At 64.4% G+C, this 6,403-nt stretch carries 5 protein-coding genes; all 5 read right to left on the reverse strand.

Annotation, left to right across the window (positions count from 1 at the left end; all coding sequences use genetic code 11):
* Positions 1–80: 80 nt before the first annotated feature.
* Positions 81–1,568 (reverse strand): DNA recombination protein RmuC, encoded by a 1,488-nt coding sequence (gene rmuC, locus ACTG4J_RS14280; protein ID WP_439140409.1) that lies wholly within the window; start codon positions 1,566–1,568, stop codon positions 81–83.
* A 3-nt stretch (positions 1,569–1,571) separates the two neighbouring features.
* Positions 1,572–3,395: a DNA mismatch repair endonuclease MutL gene (gene mutL, locus ACTG4J_RS14285; RefSeq protein ID WP_439140410.1), complete on the reverse strand. Its 1,824-nt coding sequence runs from the start codon at positions 3,393–3,395 to the stop codon at positions 1,572–1,574.
* Positions 3,396–3,443: 48 nt separating this feature from the next.
* The gene (locus tag ACTG4J_RS14290; protein WP_439140411.1) at positions 3,444–4,757 is read right to left on the reverse strand and encodes a M16 family metallopeptidase; all 1,314 of its coding nucleotides are present in this window, start codon (positions 4,755–4,757) and stop codon (positions 3,444–3,446) included.
* The gene (locus ACTG4J_RS14295) at positions 4,754–6,103 is read right to left on the reverse strand and encodes a M16 family metallopeptidase (protein ID WP_439140412.1); all 1,350 of its coding nucleotides are present in this window, start codon (positions 6,101–6,103) and stop codon (positions 4,754–4,756) included. The genes ACTG4J_RS14290 and ACTG4J_RS14295 overlap by 4 nt, the downstream gene beginning before the upstream one ends.
* An 88-nt stretch (positions 6,104–6,191) precedes the next feature.
* Positions 6,192–6,403 (reverse strand): DUF3035 domain-containing protein (locus ACTG4J_RS14300; protein ID WP_439140413.1); only part of this gene is annotated, 212 nt, incomplete at its 5' end.

The raw sequence follows: 6,403 nt of genomic DNA on the forward strand, positions 1-6,403 counted from the left end.
TGTAGGGGGGCGTTTTCCTGCAGGAAAACGTCTGGGAAAACTGCAGTATTCCCGCATGCGAACCCGCAGTTTTGTGCGCCTCAGTCCTCGTTGTCGTCCGAGGTCAGCAACTCCGCCGCTGTCAAACGCCGCGGCACCAGTTCCACCCGCGGCGCATCCTGCAGATCGGGCGAGGGCGTCTGCACCACCTGCATCGCCTCGAGCTTGCGGGCCGAGGGCAGCACGCGCGCCTCGAGCGAGCCCATCGCCTTGTTGTAGCTGTCGACCGAGCGGTTCAGCGCCACACCAACCCGTTGCAGATTGGCGGCAAAGGTGGCGAGGCGGGCGTAAAGCTCTTTCGCCTCACGGTGGATCGTCACGGCGTTCTCCGCGATCGCCTCCTGCTGCCAGCCAAAGGCAATCGTGCGCAAAAGCGCGATCAGCGTCGAGGGCGTGGCGATCACCACGCGGGCCTCCATCGCGCGCTCCAAAAGCCTTGGGTCGGTTTCCACGGCGGCCGACAGGAACACATCGCCGGGAATGAACATCACCACGAAATCGGGCGTATCGGCCAAGAGGTCATGATATTTTTTCGACGAGAGTAGGCGCACATGATCGGCCACTTGCCGCGCGTGCCGGGTGATGGCGAGGTCTCGCGCCTCGGGGGTTTCGGCCTCGAGCGCATCGAGATAGCCGTCGAGCGAGGTCTTGGCGTCGATCACCAGCGACCGACCGCCCGGCATGCGCACGATGGCATCGGGGCGCTGGAGCCCGTCCTCGGTGCGGTGGCTGGTTTCGGTCTCGAAATCGACATGCTCGGCCATGCCGCTGAGTTCGAACACTTGGCGCAACTGCATCTCGCCCCAGCGCCCGCGCGTCTTGGGCGCACGCAAGGCCTGCACCAGTTTCCGCGTCTCGCCCGAAAGCTGGGCCTGGCCGAGTTTCAGATGCTCGACCTGTTCGCGGATCGCGCCATAGGCGTCGGTGCGGTGCTTTTCCATCTCGCGCAGGATCGTGTCGAAGGCACCCAAGCGTTCGCTCAAGGGCTTGACCATGCCGTCGATGGCCTTTTGGCGGGCCTCAAGTTCCGCCTTGGCGGTTTCGGAATGGGTGGCGAAGCGTTCGGTGACGCGGTCGAGGAAAGCCTTGGAATTGCCCTCCAGCACCTCGTTTGCCAGCGTCTTGAACTTGCCCTGCAAGGCCTCATTCAGGCCGCGCAATTCCTCGAGCCGGGCGGTGTGGCTGCGCTCCACGGTCTCCAGCTTGGCCTCGGCTTGGTTGAGCGCGCCCAACAGGTCGTCGCGTTCATCGCGTGCCTCGGAAAGCTGTTGTTCGAGCAGCGGCAGGCGTTCGGCGCGCGCCTCGCCCACGGCGATCTGGCGGCGCAGCGCCTCGATCTCGGCAAGCCCTGCCTCGGCCCGTTTCAACCGCGCGCCACGCCGGATGAAGGCTATGATCATCACCAGCACTGCCAGAAGCGCGAGGATCAGATAGACGGGCAGCGGATCGACACCCGCGCCAAAGGGCGAGGATGCCCTGAGGTCGGCGGCGAACCCATCGAGCATGGCGAAGAGCGGTGCGTTTTCCATGGCTCAGCTCCGCCCAAAGAGTTTTTCGATGTCAGAAAGCGCCAGCGTGACGAAGGTGGGCCGCCCATGGTTGCACTGGCCCGATTTCGGCGTCGCCTCCATCTCGCGCAGAAGAGCGTTCATTTCCTCGGCACTCATCCGGCGGCCTGTGCGCACCGATCCGTGGCAGGCGATGCGCGACAGCACCGCATCAAGCCGGGCGCGCAACGCCTCGGACCGGCCTAGATCGTCGATCTGATCAAGGATGTCGCGCAAGAGCGGCTCGACCGGGACCGCACCAAGCAGCGCCGGCGTTTCGCGCACGGCGATGGTGCCGGGGCCGAAGGCTTCGATGGTCAGCCCAAGGGCGGCAAGGTCTTCGGCATGGGCCAGCAGCCGGTCGGCATCCGCCCCTAGCGTCACGATCTCGGGGATGAGCAAGGCTTGGCGGGCGATGCCGTTTTCTTCCATCTGGCGCTTCAGCCGCTCATAGACCAGCCGTTCATGGGCGGCATGGGCATCGACGATCACCATGCCTGTCTCGGTCTGGGCGATGATGTAGTTTTCATGCAGTTGCGCGCGCGCAGCCCCCAAGGGGCGGGCGGTTTCTTCGGTGGCGGGCGCTGCGTCATCGACACGGGCAGAGGGCGCCCAAGGCGCGCTATCCTCGGCCAGCCCAGGCGCTTGCCAGTCGCGGGCGCGGATCAGGCTGGCTTGGCTGGGGCGGTCCATCTGATAGATACGCGCGGGCGCTTCGGCCTCATGCCGAAAGGCCGACAGCATTCCATCGGCGATGGTGGTCGCGCCCTGCGGCCCGGCCCCCGCCAGCGCATGGCGCAAGCTTGAGACGACAAGCCCGCGCACCAGATCGGGGTCGCGAAAGCGCACCTCGGCCTTGGCGGGGTGGACGTTCACATCGACCCGCTCGGGCGGGCAGTCGAGAAACAGCGCCGCCGCCGGATGCCTGTCGCGCGCCAGCACATCCATGTATCCCGCGCGCAGCGCACCATAGAGTTGTTTGTCGCGGACCGGCCGCCCGTTGACGAAGAAGAACTGCGCCACCGCCGCCCCGCGCGAGGCGGTTGGAAGCCCGGCGTAACCGCGCAAGGCCAGCCCTTCGCGTTCGGCGTCGATGCGCAGCGCGTTGTCGATGAAATCGCGCCCCATCAGCCCGCGTAGTCGCCCGGCCAGCGCATCGAACAGATCGCCCGTTTCAGGATCGGCGCGCAGCACGACGCGCCCCTCATCGGTCATGTCCTTGAGGGTGAAGCCCACGCCGGGTTCGGCCATCGCCAAGCGGCGCACCACATCGGTGATCGCCTGCATCTCGGCCCTGTCGCTGCGCAGGAATTTCAGCCGCGCAGGCGTGGCAAAGAAGAGATCGCGCAATTCCACGATGGTCCCGCGCGACAGGGCGGCGGGGCGGATGGGGTCCATCACGCCGCCATTCACGGCAATCTCATGCGCCTCAAGGCCCGCCGCGCGGCTGGTGATCTTGAGCCGCCCGACGGCGCCCAGTGAGGGCAGCGCCTCGCCGCGGAAGCCGAAGCTTTGGATGTTGAGCAGATCGCTGCCGTCGATCTTGGAGGTGGCATGGCGGCTGAGGGCCAGCGGCAGATCCTCGGGCCCCATCCCGCAGCCATCGTCGCTGACGCGGATCAGCGACTTGCCGCCATGCGCGATCTCGATCAGCACACGCGTGGCGCCCGCATCGAGCGCGTTCTCGACCAGTTCTTTCACGGCGGAGGCTGGGCGTTCCACGACCTCGCCCGCCGCGATCCGGTTGATCGCGGAATCATCCAGTTGGCGGATGATGGGGCGGCTTATCTTGGGGTCATCAAGCGACATACCCCAAAACCTAGCATGCGCGCCCGAGTCGGGCCAAGGGCCGAGGGGTCAGTTTCCGGGGGATAACCCCTCGGGCTGACCGACGACGACGAAATGTAGCCCCTCGGGGTCAAGCAAACGACCAGCCACGCGCCGCACATCCGCGAGCGTCACCGCCTCGACATAAGCGTTGCGGTTGGTGACGTAATCGACCGGGATGTCGTCGGATTGCATCGCCGCCAATATCCCCGCGATGGTGCCGTTGCCATCGAAGCGCAGCGGGTATTCGCCCGTCATGTAGCGGATGGCAGTGTCGAGTTCTTCTTGGCTGACGCCATTGGTGGCCAGATCGGCCCATTGTTCCTTCACCACCTCAATCGCCTGCCCAACCAGATCATTGGAGGAAGAAAACTGGCCCAAAAGCCCGGGTGACAGATCGGCCAAAGACAGGAAACTGCCGATGCCATAGGTCAGGCCGCGTTCCTCGCGCACTTCGGTCATCAGGCGGGATCGGAAGCCGCCGCCGCCAAGGATCTGGTTCAGCACGAAAGCGGCGAAGAAATCGGGATCGTCGCGTTCGATGCCGGCATGACCGAAAAACGCCACCGATTGCGGGCTTGGGAAATCGACGACCGTCACCCCACCTTCCAGCGCAAATTCGGCAAGGCCGGGGCGCGGTGGGGCCGCGGCGGGCAGATCGCCGAGGATATGGTCAATCAACATGCCCAATTCTTCGGCCGAGATGTCACCCGCCGCACCCACGACGACGCGATCACGCGTCAGCGCCGCGCCATGGGCGGCTACAATATGGTCACGCGTCAGCGCCGCGACAGTTTCGGCGCTGCCTTCTTGCGCAAAGCCATAGGGATGATCGCCATAGGCCAGCGCGTTGAATGTGGAGGCCGCGATTTCCTGCGGATCGCGCGCATCGGATTGGATGATGGCCAAGACCTGTGCGCGCACACGTTCGATGGCGTCTTGGTCAAATCGGGGTGCGCTTACGGCTGCGCGCAAAAGGTCGGCGGCCGCGCCGCGGTTCTGGGTCAGCATGCGTGCGCTGACGACCACGGCGTCACGGTAGCTTTCGAATGAAAAACTCGCGGCCAGACCTTCAACGGCGGCAGCGTAGTCTTGCGCGTTCAGATCGCCCGCACCCTCTTCCAACAGGCCCATCATCATGTAGGTCGCACCGCGCGTATCGGGTGCGTCGAGCGCTGCGCCACCGACGAACCAGAATTCAAGCGCGACGAAGGGGATCGAGGCATCTTCGACCAACCATGCCGAGATGCCACCGGGCGATGTGACCTCTTCGATCTCGATATTGGCGGCGGCGGGAAGGGCGAAGAGTGCGGCAAAGGCCACCACGATGAGGCGTTTGATCATTGGCTTATCTCCGCGCTGGCGGCGGCGGGCCGCATCAAATGCCCCGTCACATGGACGGGATCGGTGAATAGGCTGCGGGCGGCATCCATCACATCCTCGGGCGTGACGGCGGCCAGAATGCCGGGCCAGCTTTCGATATCTGCGACGCTCAGCCCCGTGGTCAGCTCCATACCCCAGCGCCGCGCAAGTCCTTGGGTGCTGTCTTCTTCGTAGATTTCGCTGGCCGCAATCTGGAACTTGATGCGCGCGAAATGGTCGGTGTCGATGCCTTTGGACAGGAAATCCTCGATGATGCGCCACAGATCGGCCTCTGCCTCGTCTAGCGAGACGCCGGGAACCGGCACATTCACAAGGCTGAAGCCCGAAGGATCAAAGCTGGTGCTGTCGTAAAAGGCCGCAGCATAAAGCGAGCGTTCCTCTTCGACCTGCAGGCGGCGCGCCAAGAGCGAGGTCTGCCCACCGCCGCCCAAAAGCTCGGCCAAAATGACAAGCGCCGCCGCTTCGGCCTGATCGCCGGGCTCGCGCACGGGGGCGAGCATCTGGATCGAGACATAGGGGTTGGCCACGCGCTCATCGGCGAAACTGACGCGGCGGTTGGCGATATGGGGCGGCTCGGTCGGGCGTGCGCGTTCGGGCAAGGATGGGAAGGCGGGGATCGGCCCGTAATGTTCCTCGGCCAGTGCGCGCACCGCATCGGCAGTGACATCGCCAGCCACGATCAAGATCGCGTTGTTGGGGTGATACCAGATGTCATGAAACGCCTGCGCGTCGTCGCGCGAAAGTGCCTCCATCTCGTGGCGCCAGCCGATGATCGGCACGCCATAGGGATGGTTCAAGAACAAGGCTGCGCGCATCTGTTCGTTGAAGAGCGCCCCCGCCGAGCTGTCGGTGCGTTGGGCGCGTTCCTCAATGATAACCGAGCGTTCCGTCGACACCTCGGCCGGGTCGAAGATGATATCGCGCATCCGGTCAGCTTCCATCTGCATCATCAGGCCAAGACGGTCTGCCGCGATGCGCTGGAAATAGCCGGTATAATCCCACGAGGTGAACGCGTTGTCCGAGCCGCCATTGGCCTCGACCACGGCGCTGAATTCGCCCGATGCCATGTCATCGGTGGCCTTGAACATCAGATGTTCGACGAAATGCGCGATGCCCGATTGGCCCGGTGGCTCATCAGCGGCACCGACCCGGTACCAGACCATATGGGTGACGGCCGGTGCGCGATCATCGGTGATCACCACCACCTGCATGCCGTTGTCGAGAAAGAACTCCACCACATCGCCCGCGGCCTGGGCCATGATCGGGGTCAGTGTCAGCCCGAGGGCCAGCGCAAGCCGATGCAGCATAGAGCGTCTCCCGAATGCTATATGAACACCGCCTAGATAACGCCACACGCGGCCGCATCAACCTGCGCTGACGCAGCCGTGAGCGCGCTTATTCGATCACGACACCTTCGGGCGGTGCTGCGGGCGTGCGCACACCGGCACGGCGCAGGCGGTCCAACTCGGCATATCGGTCCAAAGACATTTCACGATAGGCGCTGAAATAGACATTTGTATTGAACAAACGCTCGAGCAAAAGGCCGGAGTTGTTGCTACGAAACGTCAGATCCTCGGCGGCCAGAACATTGCGGATGTCGGAGGAAA

Source organism: Roseicyclus sp. (assembly GCF_965662675.1).
Lineage (GTDB): Bacteria > Pseudomonadota > Alphaproteobacteria > Rhodobacterales > Rhodobacteraceae > Roseicyclus.